Source organism: Caulobacter sp. DWR1-3-2b1 (assembly GCF_049895765.1).
In the GTDB taxonomy this organism is placed as follows: Bacteria; Pseudomonadota; Alphaproteobacteria; order Caulobacterales; family Caulobacteraceae; genus Caulobacter.
Genome location: NZ_JAFCSZ010000010.1, coordinates 107,324 through 129,765, shown reverse-complemented (window position 1 = coordinate 129,765; position 22,442 = coordinate 107,324). Strand labels below are relative to the sequence as shown.

Below are 22,442 nucleotides of genomic sequence, written 5' to 3'. Positions count from 1 at the left end.
GCGACTGGCGGGAGAGAATTCGATGGTGATGATCAATGTCCCGCTCCCGCAGGAGCGGTTGGAGAAGATCAGCGCCATGCAACGGCTGGTCGATGCAGCCTTGGCCGGTGAAGCGGGAACTCACTCGATGAGCGATCTTCTCGCCGAAGCGCGACGGCAAGGAAACGTCGAAGGCCGCGTATAGGTTTGGCCGCGCAGTGCAACTTGCTCACTTCAGCGATGATCCGAATATCGGGCTCTTCGAACCGCGCCCGGTGCGCGTCGCCGTGGATCGGCCTGTTGGCCAGGATTGGTTAAACGGTCCGCTCGTCTGGGCGATCGATCAGCCCCATCGCATTCTCTACCTCTTTCCGCGAGAGTGCCCTCGCATAGTCGTCTGGCCGACGCCGGAGACAACCGAGGAGGACCGTCTGACTTGGATGGGCGAGACCTGTGCGCAGGCCGTAGCCTATGTGGAGAGTAGTTGGATGGATCGCCTTAAAAGGGCGGTGATCCACCGCTATGCCATGCCGCCAGATGGCTTTGAGGATACTCGCGAGATTGGAATGTGGGCTTCCAGAAGTGCTGTCCGGCCATCTGGCGTCGAGGCATTGGCTAATCTTCCGGCGCAGCTTGCCGAGCACGACGTCGAACTTCGTCCTTTGGAGAGGCTGACGAGCCTGAGGCCGATTTGGAACTCGACCCTTCACGCTAGCGGCGTCCGGCTTCGGAACGCCGTGGGCTGGGGAGAACCGGGCTGGCCGCACTCGGTGCCCGCCGGCGGCGCCTAACCGGTCAGCGTCGCCCGCGCCAGCGCCAAGAACCCCTCGATCGGCACGTTTTCGGCGCGGATGTCGGGGCTGATCCCCGCCTTCTCGCAAAGCGTTCCGCCGCCCAGCGCCTTGAGGCTGGACCGCAACATCTTGCGGCGTTGGCCGAAGGCGGCCGCCGTCACGCGCTCAAGGGCGGCCAGTTCGTTGGCCGGCGGGATGACGGCGCGGGGGATCAGGCGGATCACGGCCGAATTGACCTTGGGCGGCGGTGTGAAGGCGCGGGCCGGCAGGTCCATGATGACCTTGGCCTCGCAGACCGTCTGGGAGATCACCGCCAGGCGGCCATAGGCGTCGTCATTGACCCGGGCGGCGATGCGCTCGGCGACCTCTTTCTGAAACATCAGGGTCATCGAGACGGGCAGAAACGGGCCGGTCAGCCAGTTGATCAGTAACTGGGTGCCGACATTGTAGGGCAGGTTGGCCACTATGTGAGCCGGGACGCCGCCGACAGCCTTTGATGCATCGACCTTCAGCGCATCGCCCTGCACGACCTCCAGCCGCTGCTCAGCGGCTTCGGAAAGCTCGGCCAGGATCGGCATGAACCGGGTGTCCATCTCGATGGCCACGACGCGGGCGCCGGTCTCCAGCAGGGCGCGGGTCAGGCCGCCGGGGCCGGGACCGACCTCGACCACCACGTCTTCGGGTCCTATGCCGGCCAGCCGCGCGATCTTGCGGGTGATGTTGAGGTCCAGCAGGAAGTGCTGACCAAAGCTCTTGCGGGCCAGAAGGTCGTGACGCTCCAGGGCGTCGCGCAGCGGCGGCATGTCGGCCAGGCTCATGGTCGTCGGTCTCGAAAGGGGCGGTTCTTTAGACTAAAGATTTAGGCCGCGCGGCGGGCGGCGATCTGTGCCGCCAGCTTGATGGCGGCGATCAAGCTATCGGCTCGGGCAAGGCCCCGTCCAGCGATGTCGAAGCCGGTGCCGTGGTCGGGAGAGGTGCGGACGATGGGAAGGCCCAGGGTGACGTTCACCCCACCCCAGAAGTCGAGCATCTTGACCGGAATCAAGGCCTGGTCGTGATACATGCACAGCACCGCGTCGTAGCGGGCGCGGGCCTCGACATGGAACAGGGTGTCGGCGGGCGATGGCCCCAGAACATCGACGCCCAGATCGCGCAGCACTCGGGCGGCTGGTTCAATGATCTCGATCTCTTCTCGACCTAGCGCCCCGCTTTCGCCCGCGTGGGGGTTGAGGGCGGCCAGCGCCAGGCGAGGCCGGGCGACGCCAAAGTCGCGCTTCAGGGCCTGGTTGGTCACCATTCCGGCCGTGACGATGGCCTCGACCGACAGGGCGGCCGACACGTCGCTCAGGGCCTTGTGGATCGTCACCAGGGTGGCGCGCAGGCCGCCGGCCGTCAGCATCATCACCGGGCCGCGAACGCCCTCTTGAGGCGCTCCGGCGGTCAGTTCGGCCAGGAATTCGGTATGGCCCGGAAAGGTGAAGCCGGCGTCGTAGAGCGGCGCCTTGGCGATGGGCGCCGTGACGAGGCCCGATACTGCGCCCGATAGCGCCAGGCCGGCGCCGGTCTCGATGCATCGGACGATCTGGGCGGCGTGGGCGCTGGAAGGCTGGCCCGAGACGACGGGGCTCAGCAGCGGAAGATCGAGCACGGGGAGAGCGGTGGGGAAGACGTCGAGGGCCTCGACCGGACCGGTGACGGTCTTGACCTTGACGCCCGAGCCCGCCGAGGCCAGCAACCGCGCATCGCCCACGACCATGAAGGGCGGCCCCTCCCATCGGAGCGCCGCCCAGGCCTTGGCGATGATCTCGGCCCCAACGCCGGCGGGATCGCCGGCGCTCAGGGCCAGGGGCTTTGTCTTCAACGGGTTTCTATGGTCGCCGAGTTGCGGAGGTCGCGCAGGTAGCGCTTAGAGATCAGGGCCAGTTGCTGACCGCGCAAGCGGTTCTCGATCTGGTCGTGCGACGGCGCGCCGCCGCCCGACTGACGCTTGCCGCAGACGGCGATCAAGTGAAGGCCGGCTTCGGTGCGGATCGGATCCGAAACCTGGCCGATATCCAGGGCCGTGGCGGCGGCCTGGAAGGCCGGCGCCAGGTCGGTGATCTCGGCCTCGCCGAGGTCGCCCGCGACCAGCCCGTCTACCTTGCCGGCGGCGGCTTCCAGGGTCGAGCAACTGGTGATTTGCGGCTTCAGCGCCAGCAGGGCGCTGTTGGCGGCCTGGATCTGCTGGGCCGTCGCGTCGGCGGCCAGCGGATAGGCCACCTGCTTGAGGTCGACCAGGGCCGTCTTGGCGCCCGAGCGCTTCTCGCGCAGGTAGATGATATAGACGCCGTCGCGAACCGGGATCGGACGCGATAGCTGGCCGGGGCGCAGCTCTTCGAGCGCCGCGTCGACCTCGGGCGGCATTTCGCCCGGGCCGATCCAGCCGGCGTCGCCGCCATTGGCCGCCGTGGCCGCCGACGAGAACTGACGGGCGACCGCCGGGAAGGGCGCGCCTTGTTGCATCTGGGCGACTAGCTGGGTCGCGCCACTGACGGCCGTTTCCATGCCGCCGACGCGGGTGGCGTCGATGAACACTTCGCTGACCTGATACTGCGGCTTGCTGGCCGATTCGGCCGCGCGGCGCTGGAAGGCCTTGATCTGGTCTTCGCCGACCCGCAGGCGCGAGCCATAGCGACCGCTGATCCAGTTCTGCCAGCTGCTGTCGATACGGATTTGCGAGCGGAAGGTCTCGGCGCCGACGCCTTGCGCGGACAGCTGGGCCAGCAGCTGGGCGCCAGTCATGTTGGCGTTATTGCCCTTGGCGATCTCGTCGATCTGCTCGTCGACTTCCTTGTCGGTCGAGATGATCGTGATCTTCTGGGCTTTTTCGACCCGGCGCAGTTCCTGCAGCTGGACGTGCTCGTCGATCAGTGAACGGAGGGCTTCCTGCTCCAGCTGGGGCAGGTTTTCCTCGGTCGGCTGCACGCCGGAGCTGACCATCAGCAGGCGCATGCGCTGCATCAGGTCGTAGCTGGAAACGATGTCGTCATTGACCACCGCCGCGACGCTTTCCGACAGGCCACGCGGGGCCATCGGCACACGAGGCGGGGCGGCTTGGGCGGGCGCTGCGTCTTGAGCGAAGGCGGACGCGCCAAAGCTCGCCGTGGCCAGGGCGATAAGGGACGCGGCTCCAGCCGCGGCAAGGGTCTTCACGCTACGCGCAGGCCGCATGGGTAGGGTCGTTCCTTTAGGCGCGACGTGCCGATCACGCGCGCGAAAATCACGCGCACCGGTGGCGGCGCGGGATCAATTTACTGGCTGTACCCTGTATCGCCCAATGTGGCGAGGGTTAGGCGAAACACGATAGACTCGTCGGCCTGCAGCTTTAGGCCGCCAGTTGAGGCTTGGCTGAAACGGTCTTCGTTCTGGTAAATAACGTCGATGCGGATGCAGTCATCGGCATAGACCACGCCCAGATCGCGACGGCGCCAGACGCCGGCCACCAGATCCTGCTGGCCATAGGCTGTGACGCCCCACTTCTTGGTCAGGTTCAACTGGCCCCGCATTTCGAAGGTTTCCAGCGGGAAGCCGCCAGCGTCCTGCTGGTCCTTGATATAGCGAACCGAGCCATTGGCGACCTTGTGGAAGGCGTCGAGGCCCGCCTCGATGCGGCGGAACTTGTTGCTGGCCAGATCCGGCGCGTAACGCGTGCGGACGAAGGCGTTGACGCCGCGCACCGGCGTGACCGTCGCCGCCACGATCCAGTCCGACGACTTCTTCTGAAGGCCGGAACGGGCGGGCAGCAGGGGATCGAATTCGGAGCGGAAGCTGCGGCCAACCAGGATGCTGGCGCCCCGGGTGTCATTGTATTTGACGGTGGCGCGCGCGCCGACATTCAATCGCTGGCCGCCCTCGTAGAGGTCGAAACCAGGCGACTTGTTGGCGCGGAAGAGGTTGGTCTCGTCGAACTCGAACGAGGTGCTGTCCTCGTTATAAAGATAGGTCGTCGCCCCGCTGGTTCCGACCACGATAGGCACGCGCCGGCTTTCAGAGCCGGCGGCAACCTGGGCCAGGGGCTCCAGCACGACCGTGCCGCCCTTGAGCGCCTTGAAAAAGGGGTAGCTGAAATCGACGCCCGTCACGCCCAAGGCGCGCGAATAGGTCTGGCTGTCGTCGGTCCCAGGCAGGTCGGAGACGCGATAGGCGTCGCCGCGCGCCTGGACGAAGGGCGAGACCCGCACGCCCGACTTCAGGGTCAGGGTCGAGCGCCAGTCGGCGTTCAGGCTGCCGCGCTGGCTGTCCACTCCGTCCAGGGTCGCCCCATAAGGCGACTCGGCGCGGGTCAGGACGACGCCGGAGCCCTGCAGGCGCAGGCGTCCGCCCAGCACCGGCGCTTCCGGTTGCCAGCGGCCTTCCACGAGCGGACCGATCAGCGGGAAGACGTCGCTATTTTCGAAGCTGGCCAGGCCCGTGACCGCATCAATGCCCGAAACCCGCAGGCCCTGGACGGATACGGCCGAAAGCGACAGGTAGGACAGCTTGTCCTGGCGGGTGGTGTAGATCTGCGAGCTGAGACGGCGGTCCTCGCTCGTGAACAGGCCTCGCTGCTGGTAGACATCGTTGATCGTGTAGTTGTCGAACAACAGCTTGTCGGAGGTTCGCTCAGCGCTGAAGCCCCACTTCCACTTGTCGTTGATGTCGAACAGGCCCCTGGCCAGGATGTAGCTGCGCGGGGTGGACTCGCCGAAGCGCTCGCCGCGGTCGTCGATGTCCTTTTCGTAGGTAAATCCCGCCCGTACCTCAGCGCTGCCGGAATAGAAGCGCTTGCGCCAGTGGACGTTCAGAAACGGGTTAACACTTGAGTTAATCTGGGGACTTAGGACGATATCCTGAGATGGCGAGATCACGTACAGATAAGGCTGCTGATAAGACATCCCGCGCCGCTTGGACGCGCCCAGCTTGGGCGTCAGGAAGCCGGAGCTACGGGTCGCCTGCGGGTCCGGGTGCCAGAACACCGGCAGATACATCAGCGGCGCGCCCCACAGGCGAATGACCGCGTTCTTGTAGTAGACGAGCTGACGGTCCTTATCCTGAACCACCTTGTCGGCGGCGACGGACCAGGTCGGGGTCGGCTTTTCGGCGCAGATCTCGCACGGCGTATAGATCGCCTGATTGAGCTCCTGGATGTTGTCGTTGCGTCGGATGGCCGAGACCGCGGCGATCTTGACGTTCTTGTCCATGCGGGCCGAGAAGCCCAGGGCGAAGCCGGCCTTCAGGTCCTTGTCGAGGGTCATCTCGTCGGCGAACTGGGCCGTGCCGTCGCCGTTGATCAGCTGGACGTGGCCCTTGGCGTTGATGACGCCAGCCTTGGTGTCATAGACGACTTCGTCGGCGCGCAGGGTACGGCCCTGATAGCGGGCCTCCACGTCGCCGCGCGCGGTCAGGATCTCGCTCTTGTCGTCGCGGATCAGCAGGTCTGATTCGAGATAATAGCCTTCTTCCCCAAGACCGTCGGACGGCGGGGCCTTGACCACTGGCACGGACGGGACGCTGGCCAGCGGCTGCTGAGCGTGCGCTGTCGTGGCGGCCAGCACCAGCGAGGCGACACCGGCGAGCAGACGCAAACGACCCGGCAGGGACGACGCGCCTTGACGCTGATCCTTCATGAACGACCTCGGAAACACGGACTCAACCATCCTCGGTATAGCAAAGCAGAGTGAAGCCCGCCAAAAGCGCGACGAGCGGGGGAGTCCAGGCGGCGACCGCCGGGTGCAGAACGTCGGCTTTCGCGAGCGCGCTGCATAGCTCGTTGAAGAAGAAAAATCCGAAACCCAATGCGACGCCCGATCCGGCGAGGGCGGCAAGCCCCCCCAGGCGCATCAGGCGCAGAGAAAACGCCGCCGCCAGCACCGACATGGCGGCAAATAGCAGCGGGGTGGCCAGGATCTGGTGATAGCGAAGGCGGAACGGCGTGGCCGAGAAGCCGGCGTCCTCGGTTCGCTTGATCGTGGTCGGCAGGCGCCACAAGGCCACGGCCTGGGGCGAGTTAAAACGCTCCGAGGCGGTGCGGTCGTCGAGATTTGACGGGATCGACAGGCTCTCGGAGCGAATCGCTCCGGCGCCGGGGGTGGCTTCGCGCACGCCGAGCAGGCGCCAGAAGCCGGGCTCGAGCCGGGCCTCATTCGCCTCGATCCGGCGCGAGAAGTCCATCACGCCCTTGTTGTTGAGCGTGTAGACGAACAGCGACACACCCCGCAGGCGCACTGAGCCGTCGATCTGGTCGCGAGCCCGGGCTCGGATGACGATCTGAGTCTTGTCGTCGCCCTGGCGCAGCCATGTGCCTTTGGGCGCGGCCTTCAGATAGTTCTCCATCATCGCGTCGCGCGAGGTCTCGTACTGCGCCGTCATGGCCGTGCTCAGCGGATTGAGCAGGGTGATGGTCAGGCCCCCGATCACGAAAGCCGCGACGGCCGCCGGCAGGATGAACCTCCAGGCAGAGACGCCGGCCGCGCGCATGGCGATCAGCTCGCTGCGCCGGTTCAGGCCGACGAAGGCGCCCAGGGTGCCAAACAGGAAGATGAAAGGCGTCAGCACCAGTATGGTGGCTGGCGCCTGCAGGATGGTCAGGTACAGCAGCTGGAAGAAGTCGACATCGGCGCGGGTGCCGACATTGCGGGCGATGTCGACAAAGGCGATCAGCATCACCATCGAGCCGAGCACGGCCAGAGCCGCGCCCAGCGAGGCCATCGTCTGCTTCAGGACGTAGCGTTCGACCATGCCGACGCCAAAGCTCATGCCGCACCTGCGTGGACGGCGTAGGCGGCCTTGCGGCGACTGATGGCGACGTGGCGTGACACCTTCTGGCGGAAAATCTGGGCCATGCCCCACCAAAGGGCGGCCAGGGGCACCGCGTACTGCAAGATGTTGAGCCAGGCGTTGTCCTCGCACGCCGCCTGGACGCCGAAGCCGACAATGCGGACCACGGCGGCGGCGGCGCCGACGGCGGCGATGCGCTTGCCATAGCCCATGCGGCTGAACTGTCCGCCGATCACGGCCGCCAGGGCCATGGCCATCAGGGCGATGTTGTAGAGGGGGCTGGCGAAGCGCGAATGGGCCTCGGCAATGAGGCCGACGCGGTTCTTCTGCTCCCATTCCTGGGTCATGTCGGGGTAGAACAGCTCGTGCAGATAGCGGTCGGCGATCTTGTAGTGCAGCAGCTCGTCGCTCTGGAATAGCGACGACAGGTCGAATGTATATTCCTCGAACGAGGTGTATTGCAGGACGCCCGAGGTCGAAAATTGCTGGTTAGAGCCCTTGAGCATGATCAGCACGGGCGCGCCGTTGCGGGTGGCGATTACGGCCTGACGCGACGAATAGGTCGAGGCGCCGCCGTCCGGCCGTTCCTGGTGGATGAACAGGTTGTGGATCAGGTTATCCTGATCGATCGACTGGGCGTAGACAGTCAGGCCGGGTCCCGGCTCGGTGAACTGTCCGGGCTGGACCAGGGTGGAGGCCACGTCCGTCTTCACCGCGAAGGCGGTCTCGCGAATTTGACGGGCGGCCCAAGGTTGCACCCATAGTCCCAGAAACAGCGAGAACAGGGCCGCGAACACCGCCAGTCGCATGGCCGGCGAGATTACCCGCCAGCGACTCATGCCGCCCGAGAAACAGACCACGATCTCCTGCTCGGTATGCAGCCGGTTGAGGGCCACCAGGGCGGCCACGAACAGGGCGATGGGCAGGACGATGTTGAGCAGCTGGGGCAGGGCCAGCATGATAATCTTGAGAAAAACCAACGCGCTCTGGCGCTGGGTCACCAGGATATCGAACTCCGACAGGCTACGGGCCAGGAGCGCAAGCGCCGCCAGGGCCGCCGCCGCAAAGAGCGTCGGACCCAGCAATTGGCGGAAGAGATAGCGTTCGATCAGGCGCATTAAAAAGGGGGTTCGGGCGAGCGGATTCGAAAACGGCGAACCCCGGGGAAGAGGGCTGTTCTACACGGGCGCTTCGCCACCGCACAACCGAAGACCGCGCCGGGTGCGACGCCGGAAGCCTTTTCTCTCGACGAGGGTTGGACTATGCCGCCTGATCAAGGCGAGGCGGTCGGTCGAAGGGCCGCGTCCCGAGTCGCATGCGATTCGGGACGTTAAGGCGCCAAGCCAATTTAGGAGCGTGCGATGCGTATCGAGTTCGTCCCCGCCGATCTTCATGCCGGCGCCACGGCCGCCGTGGCGGTCCTGGCCTACGAGGCCGCAGCCCTTTCGCCCGAAGCCCGGGTGATCGACGAGGCCACCGGCGGCGCCCTGGCCCGCGCCATCGCCGGCGGGCGGTTCACGGGCGCCAAGGGCCAGATCCTCGATCTGGTGGCGCCGCATGGCCTGGAAGCCGCGCGGGTCGTGCTGGTCGGCGTCGATGGCGTCGGCGCGGTCGAGCCCGAGGCTGTCGAAGCCGCCGCCGCCCATGCCTTCCACGCGGTGAAGGCGTCGGGCGTCACTGAACTGGTCCTGAAGCTGGGCGCCGACGCCGAGACCGCCGCCCGCGCCGCCTTCGGCGTCAAGCTGGCCGCCTATCGTTTCGACAAGTACCGCACGACCGAGAAGGCCGAGAAGAAGCCTTCGGTCACGGTCGTGAAGGTCGCCGCCGCCGATCCGGTCAAGGCCGCCAAGGTGTACGAGAGCCTCGATGCCCTGGCCGAGGGCATATTGTTCAGCCGCGATCTGGTCTCCGAGCCCGCCAATATCCTGCACCCGGAAGAATTCGCCGCGCGCGCCAAGAGCCTGGAGAGCCTGGGCCTGGAGGTCGAGATTCTCGGCGAGGCCCAGATGGCCGAGTTGGGCATGGGCAGCCTGCTGGGCGTGGGCCAGGGCAGCGTTCGCGAGAGCCAGCTGGTGATCATGCGCTGGAACGGCGCGGCCGATAAAACCGCCCAACCCATCGCCTTCGTCGGCAAGGGCGTCACCTTCGACACCGGCGGTATCAGCATCAAGCCGGCTGACGGCATGGAAGACATGAAGTGGGACATGGGCGGCGCGGCGGCCGTGACCGGCCTCATGCACGCCCTGGCCGGGCGCAAGGCCAGGGTCAACGCCATCGGCGTTCTGGGCCTGGTCGAGAACATGCCCGACGGCAACGCCCAGCGTCCTGGCGACGTGGTCACCTCGATGTCGGGCCAGACCATTGAGGTCATCAACACCGACGCCGAGGGCCGCCTCGTGCTGGCTGACGCCCTCTGGTACACGCAGGAACGCTTCAAGCCGCAGTTCATGATCGACCTGGCCACCCTGACCGGCGCGATCATTATCTCTCTTGGTCATGACTATGCGGGTTTGTTCAGCAATAACGATGGTTTGTCCGAGAAGCTTCTTGCGGCGGGCAAGGCTGAACGCGAGAACCTGTGGCGTCTCCCGCTACCGGTGGCCTACGAGAAGATGATCGACAGCCCCATCGCTGACATGAAGAATATCGGCGGTCGCCCCGCCGGTTCGATCACAGCCGGCCTGTTCCTGCAGAAGTTCGTCAACGGTGTGCCGTGGGCTCACCTGGACATCGCCGCTGTGGCATGGCGCAAGCCATCGACCGACCCGACCGTGCCGGACGGCGCGGTGGGCTTTGGCGTGCGCCTGCTCAACCGTCTGGTCGCCGACGCCTACGAATCCTAGTGACTGTCATCCCGGCCAAGCGCGTGGCGCGCCGAGCCGGGACCGCCGCGAACGCCGGTGCTTCCGGCGGTCCTGGGTCTTCGCTACGCTTCGCCCGGGATGACAGGGAGTTTTAGATGACCACCGCGCCCTGCGAGGTCTGGTTCTACCATCTGGAGCGAAGCAGCGCCGATCAGGTGCTGCCCGAACTGCTGGAGAAGACCCTGGGGCGAGGCTGGAAAGCGCTGGTGCGCGGCGGCGATCCGGGCCGGCTTGAAGGCCTGGATAGCCACCTGTGGACCTATCGGGACGACAGCTTTCTGCCGCACGGGCTGGCTAGTGAACCGATGGCTGAGCGGCAACCGGTGCTCCTCACCGACACGCTGGACACTATGACCGGCAGGGACGCGCTGTTCCTGTTGGATGGCGCCGAGCCCGGCGATCTGGCCGGCTTCTCGCGTTGTGTCCTATTGTTCGACGGCCGCGATGAGTCGGCGCTGGCCCAGGCGCGCGGTCGTTGGGCGGGTTTCAAAAAGGCCGGGCATCCGGTGTCGTACTGGCGCCAGGGCGCCGAACGCGGATGGGAGAAACAGGCATGAAGACGCTGATCGTAGCAGGCGCGGCGCTGGCCGCGGCCGTTCTGGTGGTTTCCTGCTCCAGCACGCCACCGCCGGCCCCCTTGCCGGCGCCTGAAACGCCCGTCGCGCCGCCACCCGTGGCCATCGCCCCGTCGCAACCGAAAGACCAGTGCGGCATGGACGAGGCCAGGGCCTATGTCGGCAAGAACCGTACTCAATTGCCCGCTGCCGTCGATCCCACCCGTTGGCGCGTCGCTTGCACCACGTGTCCGGTGACCATGGACTTCCGACCCGATCGCCTGAACATATTGTTCGATGCCGACACCGGTACGGTGAAAGAGGTCAAGTGCGGCTAGAACGGCAAGACATCGCACGCACCGCGCTAGCCTCGCTGATCGCGGGGCTGGGCTTTGCCCTTCTGGCCTATGTCTGCGTCGAAATTCCCCGCGCCTATAACCAGGTAACGCCGATCTGGCTGTCCAACGGCTTCGTCGTGGCCTGCCTGCTGGCCGTCGATACGCGGCGCTGGTCCTGGATATTGTCGGCTTCGCTGGTGGGCGGTCTGTTGGCGGGCGCGCATGCGGGCGACTCGGTACTGGTCAACTTCGTGCTGACGCCCGGCAATATTCTCCAGATCTGGCTTTGCGCCTGGTCCACGCGACGGGTCCTGGGTCGCGAGATCGATCTGGGCCGACCCAAGCACATTGTCGCCCTTGTCGGCCTGGCCGGGTTCGCCGCGCCCCTAGTAACGGGTGTGGTCTCCTCGCTGTTCCATACCGCGATCCGGGGCGGAGACCCTTGGGCCAACATGACGGTCTGGGTGCTTGGCGACATCCTGGGCGTCCTGACGGTGACGCCGTGCCTCCTGGTGCTGGTCAAGGCCAAGACCTATCTGGCCGAGCGCGGCCCGACACGCGACGGGCTGCTTTCCCTGCTTGGATTGTTGGTCGTGACGACGGCGGTGTTTGGCCAAAACCGCTATCCGCTGATGTTCCTGGTGCCGCCGATGATGCTGCTGGTCGCCTCGCGACAGGAAGTTCTGGGCGGCGTCGTTGGCGCGGCGCTTGTCGCGACCATCGTCCTGCTCTTCACAATGGCGGGACGCGGTCCCATCCACTTGATCGAGGGTTCCGCGACCGAACAGTCGATCGTCCTGCAGACCTTCCTGGCGGTGTCGATCTTCGTCAGCCTGCCCGTGGCCGCCTTCCAGCGACAGAGGCGATACATCCTCGCGCAAATGGCCCAAGCCAGCGAATCGGCGGCGCGCAGCGAGGCCCGCTATCGCCTGCTGACCGAGAACGCCCTGGATGTCATCGTGCACAGCGACCTCAAGGGCCGGGTGACCTATATCTCGCCGTCCGTTTTCGCTGTGCTGGGCTATGCGGCCGAAGAGCTTACGGGCGAACGTCCCGTCGAATTCGTCCATCCAGACTATGTGGCTGCGGTGGTCGCCATCAGCCAGGCTCAGGTCAGCGGCCAGGGCGACCATTTCCACGACCGCGTCGAATATCTGGCCTATCGCAAGGATCGCTCGCTGATCTGGCTGGAGTCGCGACCGACGCTGGCCCTGGACCCCGTCAGCGGCGAGAAGGTCGGCCTCACCGACGTGGTCCGCGATATTACCGCCCGCAAGGTGCTGGAGCAGGAGCTTCGCGAGGCTCGCGCCACCGCCGAAGCCGCCGCCGCCGCCAAGGGCGAATTCCTGGCCAATATGAGCCACGAACTGCGCACGCCGCTCACGGCGGTGATCGGTTTCGCCAATCTGGTCGATAACCAGCCGGAACTGGCCGCGGACACCCGCCGCCATGTCGGCCGGATCGTCGATGGCGGTCGCTCGCTGTTGGCGACGATCAACGACATCCTGGACTTTTCCAAGCTCGACGCCGGTCACATGGAAATCCGGCCGCGCCATGTCAATGTCGCCGATCTGGTGCGCGATGTCCTGGACATGTTCACGCTGCAGGCCGCCGCCAAGGGCCTGACCCTGAACAGTCAGGGGCTGGATTGCCTGCCCTCCAATCTGTGGCTCGATCCGGAGCGCGTGCGTCAGGTGCTGCTGAACCTGATCGGTAACGCGGTCAAATTTACCGAGACCGGGGGCGTGACCGTCGGCCTGACCTATGACACGGCCGGAGAACGCCTCGGGGTCGCCGTTATCGACACTGGTCAGGGCATCGCCGAGGAAGACCGCACGCTGCTGTTCATGCGGTTCTCTCAGGTGGACGCCACGATCCGTCGCCAGCATGGCGGTACGGGTCTTGGCCTGGCCATTTCCAAGAGCCTGGTAGAGGCCATGGGCGGCGAGATCGGCGTCGAAAGTCAGGCGGGCCAGGGCGCGCGGTTCTTCTTCGACCTGTACGCGCCGATCCGTGCCCTGGATGTGGCCGAAGACCAGGCTCCGCCGCCCAGCCTGCCGACCGGTTGCCGGGTGCTGGTGGTCGATGACAATGCCGCCAACCGCGAACTGGTGCGCACTGTGCTGGAGGCTTTCGACGCTCACGTTTCCGAAGCGGTCGATGGCGAAGAAGGGGTGATCGCGGCCGAGGCCGAGCAGTTCGACATCATCCTGATGGACCTGCGCATGCCGCGCCTGGACGGCGTGCAGGCGGCCCAGCGCATCCGGGCCGGGCAGGGACCCAGCGCCGGCGCGCCGATTGTCGCCTTCTCGGCCGATGTCAGTTCCGGATCGCCGGGCGCTGTGTTCAACGGCTCGGTGTCAAAGCCGATGACGGTAGAATCGCTGATCGGCGCGATTTCGAAGTTGCTGCCGGCCTGATCAATTCATTCCGGGTGGAGACAGCGGCGCGCGTCAGCCGGCGCCACCGCTTGTCGCGTTCTTCGGTCACGCCAAAAATCTGCAGGAACGTCACGACCGCGACCTCTTGCATGCCGGGCGCGGCCAGGATCGCCAGCGCACTGGCGGGCGGCGCCGCGCGCACCATCAGCGGCGCGACGATCCAGCGCGCGGGAAAGGCCATGACCTCGACGCCGGGATGGGCTCGCAGGTGAGGGCAGTGCTCGAGCGAACGTCTGACACAGGCTTCGTGCAGTGGCGCGATCGAGCCCGCGTCGATCACGACCTGGTCGTCTCGCGTGTCGGCTGAAAAGGCGGCGTTCAGTCCCTTGGCTCGCAGCGCGCCGACCGCTGTTCGCTTGGCGATCTGGGTCCAACGATCGCCATCGGGCGTCGGCTCGCCGCACATCGGGCACAGCATGTGGCGTACGGTCTCCCGCTGGCGACGGAAGTGGTTCATCGAGTATTGCGGTCGACCCTGGCCGGGTCGCTCAGCCTGGCAAACGGCGAGGCGGCCATTGATGCTGGGGCAGGGGCGCACGCCGAGCACTTCCTCGTCGCTCCAGCTTGTCACCCAGGGAACATCGACGCCGACCTTCAGTTTCGACCCAGACATGCACTCCCCCGCGCTGACGGCGCTCACGATGACCGTCGGCGTGGGAGAGAACGCAGAGAAGCCTGAGCGGCTCCTAGGCCTGCGCCGCCGCCAGCTCTTCCGCAAGCCCCATCCACGTGGCCTCGGCCTCGTCGAGCTTGGCCTTGGCCGCGTCGCGGCGCTTGGTCAGCTCGGCGACCTTGGTCGGGTTTTTGTAAAGCTGCGGATCGGCCAGCTGGGTTTCCAGCTCGGCCACCTGACGCGTGGTGCGGGTGACGACCTGCTCGGCGGCCTCGATCTTGCGCTTCAGGGGCTCGATGGCGACGGTCTTGCGCGGCGCAGGAGCAGGGGTTTCGGCCTTGGCCGGCTCGCGAGCCACCTGGGTCGGCTTCACCGACTGCTTGGCGCGGTCCAGCACGAACTTGGCATAGTCGTCCATGTCGCCGTCGAACGGCTTCACGGTGCCATCGGCGGCCAGCCACAGGCGGTCGGCGACCAGTTCCATCAGCGAGCGGTCGTGGGTGATCAGGATCACCGCGCCCTGGTAGTCGTTGAGGGCGTCCAGCAGGGCGCGGCGGCTGTCGATGTCCAGGTGGTTGGTCGGCTCGTCGAGGATCAGCATGTGCGGCGCGTCCATCGCCACCATGTTCAGCAGCAGGCGCGCCCGCTCACCGCCCGACAGGTTGGCGACCGTGGTCTCCTGCTTGTCGAAGCCGAGGCCAAACTGGGCGAGCTTCGAGCGACGCGAGGATTCCGACGCGTCCGGCAAGGCCCGGCGGATGATCTCCAGCGGGGTGTCGTCGGGGTCCATCGCCTCGATCTGGTGCTGGTGGAACCAGCCGACCCTGATCTTCCGATCGCGGTGGAATTCGCCCGACTGCACGCCCAGCGCGCCGGCGATCATCTTGGCGAAGGTCGACTTGCCCGCGCCGTTGACGCCCAGCAGGCCGATGCGGTCGTCCAGGTCCATCCGCAGGTTGAGGTTCTTGAGGATCGGGCGACCCTCCTCATAGCCTACATTGGCCCGCTCCAGCCTGATCAGGGGTGGGGCCAGGGGGCGCGGCGGCGAGGGCAGGGTGAAGGGCGCGACGCGCTCCTCGATCGTGGTGGCCACCGGCTGCATCTTGGCCAGACGCTTCATGCGGGACTGGGCCTGAGCAGCTTTGGAGGCCTTGGCCTTGAAGCGATCGACGAAGGCTTGCAGATGGGCGCGCTCGGCGTCTTGCTTGGCCTTGGCCGAAAGCTGCAGGCGGGCCTTCTCGGCGCGACGCTGCTCGAAGTCGTCGTAGCCGCCGGTATAGAGTTCCAGCTTGCCGCCCGCCAGGTGCAGCATGTGGGTGCAGCTGTTGTTGAGCAGCTCGCGGTCGTGGCTGACGATCAGGGCGGTGTGCGGGTATTTCTGGAGGCGAGCCTCCAGCCACAGTGCGCCTTCCAGATCGAGATAGTTGGTCGGTTCATCGAGCAGCAGCATGTCGGGCTCGGCGAACAGGGCGGCGGCGAGGGCGACGCGCATGCGCCAACCGCCGGAGAACTCAGCCATTGGGCGGGCCAGATCTTCTTGGCTGAAGCCCAGACCGGACAGAATTTCCGATGCGCGCGACGGCGCGGCGTCGGCGTCGATCTCGATCAGCCTGGCCCAGATCTCGCCCATGTCCTCGGGATCGGCGTCTTCCAGACGCGTCAGCAGGTTGTGGCGCTCCTCGTCGGCCTCAAGGACTGTGTCCAGCAGGCTGACGGGCGTGGCGGGGTGTTCCTGGTCGACCGAGCCGATGCGGGCCGACTTGGGCAGGCTGATCTCGTCATCGCCGGCGTGCAGCTGGCCAAGGATCAGCTTGAACAGGGTGGACTTGCCCACGCCGTTACGGCCGATCAGGCCAACCTTGGCGCCGGGCGGCAGGCTGGCGCTGGCCCGGTCGAAGAACTTCCGTCCCCAGGCGTTGAAGGTCAGGTCTTTGATCTGGAGCATTTGAAAGGACGACTACGCGGCGGGTTGGCGGGGAGGAAGCGCCCGGCTATAAGCCCGCAACCTCCCAATTCACAACTTTATGTGTGAGATATCTTCGTGACCGAACGCACCTTCTCGATCCTCAAGCCGGACGCTACGCGTCGCAACCTGACCGGCGCCATCAATGCGGTGATCGAGGCCGCCGGCCTTCGCATCGTCGCCCAGCGCCGCGTCAAGCTGACTGAAGCCCAAGCCAAGACGTTCTATGAAGTCCACGCCGAGCGCCCGTTCTACGGCGAACTGGTCGGCCAGATGATCGCCGAGCCGGTCGTCGTGCAGGTCCTGGAAGCCGAAGGCGCCGTGGCCAAGTACCGCGACGTCATGGGCGCCACCAACCCGAAGGACGCCGCCGAAGGCACGATCCGCAAGCTGTTCGCCCTGTCGATCGGCGAAAACTCGGTCCACGGTTCGGATAGCCTTGAGAACGCCGCGATCGAAATCGCCCAGTTCTTCAAGGATGAAGACATCGTCGGCTAAAGGCTTCGGCCCGGCAAGCTTGGCTGGTCCGAACAAGTTTTGAGAAGCGGTGTGGCTCAAGGTCACGCCGCTTTTCTTATGCCGAAGCACTCTTTCAGCGTATACAGGCCTGTCTTCCGCTCTTCCGGCGTCGTCTGGAGACCGAAAGGGCGGAGTACACATCACGTGAGCGAAAACGTCGAGCAGATCGATCAACTGCTCAATACCCCAGATTTGGCCGGTGTCCTCGAAAGCGACGACTTTCGACAGTTCCTCGATCAGGTGCCTATCGCCATCGCCGTGTCGGAGCTGCACCCGGTCGAGCGCATCGTCTACGCCAATCTCGAGTTCGAACGGCTTAGCGGCCAGACGGGCGCGGATCTGGAGGGCAAGTCCTGGAGGGCCTTGCTCGGCCGTTCAGCGGACGCGGAAGACGACGGCGCGCTGAGCGACGCGGTGGTCGGAGATCAGGACTATATCGGCGCCTTCTCCTTCGCCCACAGCCAGGGCGGGGAGGCCGTAGACGCCTGGTCGAACATCATCCAGGACGCAGCCGGCGCTCCAGTGTTTCGCATGCTGGCCCTGGTCGGCGCGACCAGCCGCGACGCCGATCGCAGCGAATTCGAGCAGCGCATCCTCGACAAGGACGTCCTGCTCCGCGAACTGCAGCACCGCGTTGCCAACAATCTGCAGATGATCACGGCCCTGATCCGCATCGAGGCCCGCAATGTGCCCGAGGACGCCAAGGACGAACGGTTCAGCCGGCTCGCCGGCCGGGTGGAGGCCCTGGGCCTGCTCTATCGCTCGCTGTCCGAAGAAGGGCAGGCCGAGACCGTCGACCTGGGGGTCTATCTCAGCGAGATCGCCTCAGCCGTGATGCGGGCCCATGCGGTGGAGGGCATCCACCTCAATCTTCAGGTCGATACGTGGCCGGTCTCGATCAATGTGGCGATGCCGACAGGCTTGGTCGTCAATGAACTGCTGACCAACGCCCTCAAGCACGCCTTCAAGGGGCGTGAGGGCGGTACGATCACCTTGCACAGCCTGGTCGATCACGAGGGGTGTCGGGTGGTGGTTGCTGACGACGGCATCGGCCTACAGCCGGCCCATGCCTGGCCCAGGCCCGGGAAGCTTAGCAACATGATCGTCCAGTCGCTGCGCCAGAACGCCCACGCAAAGGTCGAGGTTGGCGCGGAGCCTGGAGGTGGCATGCGAGTGACCATCTTCTTCACGCGCGCCAACGCCTTGCCGGCCGCCTGAACTCGGGCCTTGTCAGCCAAGTTTCTGGCTCAAACCGCCAGGCGAGCGGGACGAGCTGACAAGGGTCTAAAGCGCTTCCAGCCCACATAGCCTGCAATCCCGAGGACCGCTGCGCCAAACGCCAGGACCGCGCCGGTTACCGGATCGGCCTGCAGAAGATGCAGGTTGCGGGCGGCGAGATAGCCGGGGGCCAGCAGCGAGATCACCCATAGAGGCGCCGTCAGGGCGCTGGCCGCCTGGAACGCCCAGGGGCGCGAGCGCGACATGCCGGCGACGATCGGAATGAAGGGCCGTACCGGTCCCATGAAGCGCGCTGCCGCAATGGCGATCACGCCGTGCTTGCGCGACAGCAGGCGGGCTCGGGCGAACAGGCGGCGATGTCCGGCCAGGAGGCCGCTGGAGAGGCGTCTTGCGCCCATGCCTCGACCGAGCAGGTAGGAGAGGGCGTCGCCCGCCACCGCGCCGGCGCTGCACCACAGGATGGCCTCGGCCGGATGCAGGGCGCCCTGCGCCACCAGAGCGCCGGCCATCAACATCACGGCCACGATCGGGATCAACAGCCCTACCAGAAGCAGAGCTTCCAGCAGGGTCAGGGCGAACAGCGCCAGGCCCGCCCAGAGGCTGTTCTGGGCGATCGTCTCGGTGATTTGCGGCAGTAGTGATTCCATGGATTGCAAAATGCCTGTGAAAAGTGACAGGACCCTGACCTGCTATGGTTATTTCTTTGGGCGCGACAATCGGTCCCGCCCGAAACGCGCCTGTTTAGCTGCGCAGAGCGCGACAGAAGGTGGCCAGGGTTTCCGGATAGAGCCTGTGCTCCTGCTCCAGAACGCGCGTGGACAGAGCGTGTTCGTCGTCGCCCGGCAGGATCGGCACGCGCGCCTGGCCAAGGATCGGGCCTTCATCGACACCGGCCGTCACCAGATGCACCGTGCAACCAGCCTCTGTCTCGCCCGCCGTCAGGGCCCGGGAATGGGTGTCGAGGCTAGGATAGGCGGGTAGCAGGGACGGGTGGATGTTGAGCATCCGACCTTCCCAGGCATCGACCAAGAACGGCGTGAGGATCCGCATGTAACCAGCCAGGGCTATGACTTGGATGCCGCGTTCGCGCAGCGCGCCGTCGATGGCCCGCTCATGGGCTTCGCGGTCCTTGCCGAACGGCTTCTGGTCTACGCACAGCGCCTCGATGCCGGCCGCTTGTGCGGTGGCGAGGCCGCCGGCCTCAGGCTTGTTGGCCAGAACGAGGGCGATTTCGAAAGGGCAGTCGGGGGTCTGAGCGGCGCGGACCAAGGCTTCCATGTTGGAGCCGCGGCCGGAAATGAAGACAGCCACCTTGGTCTTAGAGGTCATCAGATCCACCCAATCCTTCTCCCCATGCGGGAGAAGGACAATTCCTAGCCCGCGACCAGCTGGCCGCAGATGAAGGCGTCCTCGCCGGCGTTGAGCAGGGCGGCCAGCACCGGTTCGGCGTCGCTGGAGCCGACCACCAGGATAAAGCCCACGCCGCAGTTGAAGGTGCGGCGCAGTTCGTGGTCGGAGATGCCGCCCACTTCCTGCATCCAGGCGAATACCGGCGGTAGAGGCCAGGCGTTCCAGTCGAACTCGGGAACCAGGCCTGCCGCGATGCAGCGTGGCGGGTTCTCGATCAGGCCGCCGCCGGTGATGTGGGCGCCGCCCTTGACCCGACCCGACTGAAGGAGCGGCAGGACCGACTTCACATAGATGCGAGTCGGGGCCATCAGGGCTTCGGCCAGGGTCAGACCGGGCGCGAACGGAGCAGGGGCGTCCCAGGCTAGGCCCGAGCGCTCGACCACGCGGCGCACCAGCGAATAGCCGTTGGAGTGCGGACCCGAAGAGCCGACGCCGATGATGATGTCGCCTGCCCGCTGCTTGTCCAGCTTGGGCAGCACGCCGTCGCGCTCGACCGCGCCGACCGAGAAGCCGGCCAGGTCGTATTCGCCGTCGCTGTACATGCCCGGCATTTCGGCGGTCTCGCCGCCCACCAGGGCCGCGCCGGCCATTTTGCAGCCTTCGGCGATACCCGTGACCACGCTCTTGGCGATCTCCAGGTCCAGCTTGCCGGTGGCGAAATAGTCGAGGAACAGCAGGGGTTCCGCGCCCTGGGCCAAGAGGTCGTTGACGCACATGGCCACCAGGTCGATCCCGACAGTGGCGTGCATCTTGGCGTCGATGGCGATGCGCAGCTTGGTGCCGACGCCGTCGGTGGTGGAGACCAGCAAGGGGTCGTCGTAGCCGGCCGCCTTCAGGTCGAACAGGGCGCCGAAACCGCCCAGACCGCCATCGGCGCCGGGGCGCCTGGTGGCCTTGGCCAAGGGCTTGATCGCTTCGACCAGGGCGTTGCCGGCATCGATGTCAACGCCCGCCTCGGCATAGGTGAGGCCGCTCTGCAGTTCGCTCATTGGCTCGCTCTGGTCTATTTGAGGACGCAATCGCGCCTTCAACTCGCGGAAATCTGCGCCCCGGCGCCGCTTGACGCTTGCAGACTCGGGGGTGCGCGAGGCTATTAGCAGCCGATGAAGCCGATAACCACTACCGCCGAACTGGCGGCGTTTTGTAATGAGTTGCAGGGCCAGCCCTTCGTCGCCGTGGACACTGAGTTCATGCGCGAGACGACCTACTGGCCCAAGCTCTGCCTGATCCAGGTTGGCGCGCCCAATGTCGAGGCTGTTATCGATCCGCTCGCGGATGGCCTGGACATGACTCCGCTGCTGGATCTGATGCGCGACGAGCGCGTGCTGAAGGTGTTCCACGCCGCCCGCCAGGATGTCGAAATCTTCAACAACCTGGGCGCCATGCCCCGGCCGTTGTTCGACACCCAGGTCGCCGGCATGGCCGCCGGCTTTGGCGAGCAGATCGCCTATGACGCCCTGGTCCGACAGATGCTCAAGATCGAGCTCGACAAGTCCAGCCGGTTCACCGACTGGGCCCGTCGCCCGCTGTCCGAGGCCCAGCTGACCTATGCCCTGGCCGATGTCACCCACCTGGCCTCGCTGTTCCCGATGCTGCGCCAGCGGCTGGCCGACGCCGGTCGCCTGCCGTGGGTCGAGGAAGAGATGCAGGCGCTCTGCGACCCGGCGTTCTACGACGTCGATCCGGAAAAGGCCTGGCGTCGCCTGCGTCCGCGCAAGACGGCGCAAAAATACCTCGCCGTGTTCCAGGCCGTGGCGGCCTGGCGCGAGCGCACCGCCCAGCAGCGCGATCAGCCGCGTGGCCGCATCCTGAAGGACGAGGCCATCGACGAGCTGGCCACCCAGGCCCCGACCACGGTCGACGCCCTCAACACCCTGCGCGGCGTGCCCAAGGGCTTTGGCGGCAGCAAGTTTGGTCCCGACCTGCTGGCGGCCATCAAGGCGGCCCTGGCCGACCCGGAGGCGTATGCGCCGGTGCTGGAAAAGGCCGGTCCTCCTCCGCCGGCTTCGGCCGGCGCCGTGGTCGAACTGCTCAAGGTCTTGCTGAAGGCGCGGGCCGAAGAAGCGGGCGTGGCTTCCAAGTTGATCGCCACGGTCTCGGACCTGGAAAAGATCGCCGCCGACGACAACGCCAGCACACCCGCTTTGACCGGCTGGCGTCGCGACGCCTTCGGGGCCGACGCCCTGAAGATCAAGCGCGGCGAACTGGCCCTGGTGCTGGACGGCGCGCGGGTTCGGGTGGTCGAGGTTCGTCGCGCGCCCAAGGCTGACGCCGAGATCTAGAGCCCTTTCCGACCTGATGGCTTCATCAGGGTCGGGCGAAAAGGGCTCTAAATCAGAAGTTTAGAGCATTTTTCGATCCGATAACCGTTTCACACTTATCGGAAAATGCTCTAGAGCCCTTTCCGACCTGATGGCTTCATCAGGGTCGGGCGAAAAGGGCTCTAAATCATAAGTTTAGAGCATTTTTCGATCCGATAACCGTTTCACACTTATCGGAAAATGCTCTAGGCTCAACGACCATCGCTGAAAACAGACGGCCGCGCGAGAGCGCGGCCGTTCTGCTGCCAGCCCTATGGGTACGGAGCTCAGGCCCTTTCCCTTCTGGGGGAAAGGGCGAGGGCGGCTGGTTTAGTGAGGCAGGATCGCGCCGCTGGCCGCCAGGCCGAGCGCGCAGAAGACGCCCAGATGGAAGACGATGCCGATCGCCACCGTGCGGCGCACCGACCAGGTGTTTTCCTGGGCGAAGACGCGGTTGATCTCGTATTGCAGGCTGTGCGCGGCGCTCTGCACCGGCGCGTCATTGTCATTGGCGAGACGAAGAGCCGGGCGCTTGCGCGTGTTCGGCGCGATGGCGTCCAGATAGTCCACTTTACGCTGTTGCATCAGTGACCCCCTTGTGTGTTCAAAGGACACTAGAGTGATCAAGCTAAC

The 22,442-nt window shown here is 65.8% G+C and carries 21 protein-coding genes; 9 read left to right on the top strand and 12 right to left on the bottom strand.

The features are described from left to right. Positions 1-22 precede the first annotated feature (22 nt). A complete protein-coding gene (locus tag ACP69S_RS11690) occupies positions 23-184 on the top strand; it encodes a hypothetical protein (protein WP_425997364.1) in 162 nt (53 codons plus the stop codon). A gap of 13 nt (positions 185-197) precedes the next feature. After that, on the top strand, positions 198-770 hold the full coding sequence (locus tag ACP69S_RS11685; protein ID WP_425997362.1) for a DUF6886 family protein: 573 nt from the start codon (positions 198-200) through the stop codon (positions 768-770). Here ACP69S_RS11685 and rsmA read toward each other — a convergent pair. The 6 genes from rsmA to lptF form a co-directional block, all read right to left on the bottom strand. Continuing rightward, complete coding sequence (gene rsmA, locus ACP69S_RS11680; protein WP_425997360.1) at positions 767-1,591, bottom strand: 16S rRNA (adenine(1518)-N(6)/adenine(1519)-N(6))-dimethyltransferase RsmA; 825 nt, start codon at positions 1,589-1,591, stop codon at positions 767-769. The genes ACP69S_RS11685 and rsmA overlap by 4 nt on opposite strands. Positions 1,592-1,632: 41 nt before the next feature. Next, positions 1,633-2,634: a 4-hydroxythreonine-4-phosphate dehydrogenase PdxA gene (gene pdxA / locus ACP69S_RS11675; RefSeq protein ID WP_425997358.1), complete on the bottom strand. Its 1,002-nt coding sequence runs from the start codon at positions 2,632-2,634 to the stop codon at positions 1,633-1,635. Continuing rightward, positions 2,631-3,983 (bottom strand): peptidylprolyl isomerase, encoded by a 1,353-nt coding sequence (locus tag ACP69S_RS11670; protein WP_425997356.1) that lies wholly within the window; start codon positions 3,981-3,983, stop codon positions 2,631-2,633. The genes pdxA and ACP69S_RS11670 overlap by 4 nt, the downstream gene beginning before the upstream one ends. Before the next feature lie 80 nt (positions 3,984-4,063). Beyond that, the gene (locus ACP69S_RS11665; RefSeq protein WP_425997354.1) at positions 4,064-6,418 is read right to left on the bottom strand and encodes an LPS-assembly protein LptD; all 2,355 of its coding nucleotides are present in this window, start codon (positions 6,416-6,418) and stop codon (positions 4,064-4,066) included. 22 nt (positions 6,419-6,440) lie between these two features. After that, on the bottom strand, positions 6,441-7,547 hold the full coding sequence (gene lptG / locus ACP69S_RS11660) for an LPS export ABC transporter permease LptG (protein ID WP_425997352.1): 1,107 nt from the start codon (positions 7,545-7,547) through the stop codon (positions 6,441-6,443). Further along, positions 7,544-8,686 (bottom strand): LPS export ABC transporter permease LptF, encoded by a 1,143-nt coding sequence (gene lptF / locus ACP69S_RS11655; RefSeq protein WP_425997351.1) that lies wholly within the window; start codon positions 8,684-8,686, stop codon positions 7,544-7,546. Before lptF ends, lptG begins: the two co-directional genes overlap by 4 nt. 243 nt (positions 8,687-8,929) lie before the next feature. On the opposite strand from lptF, the gene ACP69S_RS11650 reads away from it, so the two are divergent. The 4 genes from ACP69S_RS11650 to ACP69S_RS11635 all read left to right on the top strand — a co-directional run bounded on the left by ACP69S_RS11650 (position 8,930) and on the right by ACP69S_RS11635 (position 13,744). Then, the gene (locus ACP69S_RS11650; protein WP_425997349.1) at positions 8,930-10,411 is read left to right on the top strand and encodes a leucyl aminopeptidase; all 1,482 of its coding nucleotides are present in this window, start codon (positions 8,930-8,932) and stop codon (positions 10,409-10,411) included. Positions 10,412-10,527: 116 nt separating this feature from the next. Next, a complete protein-coding gene (locus ACP69S_RS11645) occupies positions 10,528-10,989 on the top strand; it encodes a DNA polymerase III subunit chi (RefSeq protein WP_425997347.1) in 462 nt (153 codons plus the stop codon). Then, positions 10,986-11,324: a peptidase inhibitor I78 gene (locus tag ACP69S_RS11640; protein ID WP_425997345.1), complete on the top strand. Its 339-nt coding sequence runs from the start codon at positions 10,986-10,988 to the stop codon at positions 11,322-11,324. The genes ACP69S_RS11645 and ACP69S_RS11640 overlap by 4 nt, the downstream gene beginning before the upstream one ends. Next, the gene (locus ACP69S_RS11635; protein WP_425997341.1) at positions 11,315-13,744 is read left to right on the top strand and encodes an MASE1 domain-containing protein; all 2,430 of its coding nucleotides are present in this window, start codon (positions 11,315-11,317) and stop codon (positions 13,742-13,744) included. The genes ACP69S_RS11640 and ACP69S_RS11635 overlap by 10 nt, the downstream gene beginning before the upstream one ends. Here the strand turns inward: ACP69S_RS11635 and ACP69S_RS11630 are convergent. Together ACP69S_RS11630 and ACP69S_RS11625 are read right to left on the bottom strand one after the other, a co-directional pair. Beyond that, positions 13,671-14,405, bottom strand: coding sequence for a hypothetical protein (locus ACP69S_RS11630; protein ID WP_425997339.1), 735 nt, complete (start codon positions 14,403-14,405; stop codon positions 13,671-13,673). The two genes, ACP69S_RS11635 and ACP69S_RS11630, sit on opposite strands and share 74 nt — an antisense overlap. Before the next feature lie 46 nt (positions 14,406-14,451). Further along, the gene (locus ACP69S_RS11625; RefSeq protein ID WP_425997338.1) at positions 14,452-16,323 is read right to left on the bottom strand and encodes an ABC-F family ATP-binding cassette domain-containing protein; all 1,872 of its coding nucleotides are present in this window, start codon (positions 16,321-16,323) and stop codon (positions 14,452-14,454) included. Between the two features lie 96 nt (positions 16,324-16,419). On the opposite strand from ACP69S_RS11625, the gene ndk reads away from it, so the two are divergent. Together ndk and ACP69S_RS11615 are read left to right on the top strand one after the other, a co-directional pair. After that, a complete protein-coding gene (ndk, locus tag ACP69S_RS11620; protein WP_425997336.1) occupies positions 16,420-16,839 on the top strand; it encodes a nucleoside-diphosphate kinase in 420 nt (139 codons plus the stop codon). Positions 16,840-17,004: 165 nt separating this feature from the next. After that, a complete protein-coding gene (locus ACP69S_RS11615; RefSeq protein WP_425997335.1) occupies positions 17,005-18,078 on the top strand; it encodes a sensor histidine kinase in 1,074 nt (357 codons plus the stop codon). A gap of 29 nt (positions 18,079-18,107) precedes the next feature. Here the strand turns inward: ACP69S_RS11615 and ACP69S_RS11610 are convergent, their stop codons facing one another. The 3 genes from ACP69S_RS11610 to purM all read right to left on the bottom strand — a co-directional run bounded on the left by ACP69S_RS11610 (position 18,108) and on the right by purM (position 20,498). Beyond that, positions 18,108-18,746, bottom strand: coding sequence for a DedA family protein (locus ACP69S_RS11610; RefSeq protein WP_425997333.1), 639 nt, complete (start codon positions 18,744-18,746; stop codon positions 18,108-18,110). Positions 18,747-18,840: 94 nt separating this feature from the next. After that, positions 18,841-19,428: a phosphoribosylglycinamide formyltransferase gene (gene purN, locus ACP69S_RS11605; RefSeq protein ID WP_425997331.1), complete on the bottom strand. Its 588-nt coding sequence runs from the start codon at positions 19,426-19,428 to the stop codon at positions 18,841-18,843. A gap of 44 nt (positions 19,429-19,472) precedes the next feature. Beyond that, positions 19,473-20,498, bottom strand: a complete 1,026-nt coding sequence (purM, locus tag ACP69S_RS11600; RefSeq protein WP_425997330.1) for a phosphoribosylformylglycinamidine cyclo-ligase — start codon at positions 20,496-20,498, stop codon at positions 19,473-19,475. Positions 20,499-20,612: 114 nt separating this feature from the next. On the opposite strand from purM, the gene rnd reads away from it, so the two are divergent. After that, positions 20,613-21,791, top strand: a complete 1,179-nt coding sequence (rnd, locus tag ACP69S_RS11595) for a ribonuclease D (RefSeq protein WP_425997328.1) — start codon at positions 20,613-20,615, stop codon at positions 21,789-21,791. Between the two features lie 348 nt (positions 21,792-22,139). Here the strand turns inward: rnd and ACP69S_RS11590 are convergent, their stop codons facing one another. Continuing rightward, positions 22,140-22,397: a hypothetical protein gene (locus tag ACP69S_RS11590; RefSeq protein ID WP_425997398.1), complete on the bottom strand. Its 258-nt coding sequence runs from the start codon at positions 22,395-22,397 to the stop codon at positions 22,140-22,142. Positions 22,398-22,442: the final 45 nt, after the last annotated feature.

What these genes read in the sequence shown, in the direction of transcription:
- ACP69S_RS11690 (WP_425997364.1), top strand. Translation starts at nt 23, where the DNA reads ATGGTGATGATCAATGTCCCGCTCCCGCAGGAGCGGTTGGAGAAGATC.
- rsmA (WP_425997360.1), bottom strand. Translation starts at nt 1,591, where the DNA reads ATGAGCCTGGCCGACATGCCGCCGCTGCGCGACGCCCTGGAGCGTCAC.
- ACP69S_RS11670 (WP_425997356.1), bottom strand. Translation starts at nt 3,983, where the DNA reads ATGCGGCCTGCGCGTAGCGTGAAGACCCTTGCCGCGGCTGGAGCCGCG.
- ACP69S_RS11665 (WP_425997354.1), bottom strand. Translation starts at nt 6,418, where the DNA reads ATGAAGGATCAGCGTCAAGGCGCGTCGTCCCTGCCGGGTCGTTTGCGT.
- lptG (WP_425997352.1), bottom strand. Translation starts at nt 7,547, where the DNA reads ATGAGCTTTGGCGTCGGCATGGTCGAACGCTACGTCCTGAAGCAGACG.
- lptF (WP_425997351.1), bottom strand. Translation starts at nt 8,686, where the DNA reads ATGCGCCTGATCGAACGCTATCTCTTCCGCCAATTGCTGGGTCCGACG.
- ACP69S_RS11650 (WP_425997349.1), top strand. Translation starts at nt 8,930, where the DNA reads ATGCGTATCGAGTTCGTCCCCGCCGATCTTCATGCCGGCGCCACGGCC.
- ACP69S_RS11645 (WP_425997347.1), top strand. Translation starts at nt 10,528, where the DNA reads ATGACCACCGCGCCCTGCGAGGTCTGGTTCTACCATCTGGAGCGAAGC.
- ACP69S_RS11640 (WP_425997345.1), top strand. Translation starts at nt 10,986, where the DNA reads ATGAAGACGCTGATCGTAGCAGGCGCGGCGCTGGCCGCGGCCGTTCTG.
- ACP69S_RS11625 (WP_425997338.1), bottom strand. Translation starts at nt 16,323, where the DNA reads ATGCTCCAGATCAAAGACCTGACCTTCAACGCCTGGGGACGGAAGTTC.
- ACP69S_RS11610 (WP_425997333.1), bottom strand. Translation starts at nt 18,746, where the DNA reads ATGGAATCACTACTGCCGCAAATCACCGAGACGATCGCCCAGAACAGC.
- purN (WP_425997331.1), bottom strand. Translation starts at nt 19,428, where the DNA reads ATGACCTCTAAGACCAAGGTGGCTGTCTTCATTTCCGGCCGCGGCTCC.
- purM (WP_425997330.1), bottom strand. Translation starts at nt 20,498, where the DNA reads ATGAGCGAACTGCAGAGCGGCCTCACCTATGCCGAGGCGGGCGTTGAC.
- rnd (WP_425997328.1), top strand. Translation starts at nt 20,613, where the DNA reads ATGAAGCCGATAACCACTACCGCCGAACTGGCGGCGTTTTGTAATGAG.